The sequence below is a fragment of the Salegentibacter lacus genome (genome assembly GCF_020164555.1).
Classification (GTDB): domain Bacteria; phylum Bacteroidota; class Bacteroidia; order Flavobacteriales; family Flavobacteriaceae; genus Salegentibacter; species Salegentibacter lacus.
On sequence record NZ_JAIQZB010000111.1, the window covers coordinates 1 to 255 of the forward strand.

General features: G+C 45.1%; 1 protein-coding gene. It reads right to left on the minus strand.

All coding sequences use genetic code 11. The features are described from left to right. Positions 1-255, minus strand: a 255-nt coding sequence (locus tag LB465_RS18225) for a hypothetical protein (RefSeq protein ID WP_224471329.1), incomplete at both ends; no start/stop codon positions are given.

The following is a 255-nucleotide window of genomic DNA, read 5'->3' on the forward strand; positions in this document are numbered from 1 at the left end:
TAAGGTCAAACAGGTTTACTGCATCCTTGCTCTCATCTCCTTCACAGAAACGATCTTCTCCGTCTACACCAGCATACAAAGCATCATCAATAGTGATACTTGCTACCGACTCATCATCAGGACAAGTGGAATTCTCATCATCCGGACTTACTGTATAAGTAAAGGTGTAAGTTCCAGGAGACAGACTACTAAAATCTACCAACGTTGGATCGCTGAGATCTACCCCGCTGGCATCTGTATCGGCCCAGTTTCCAC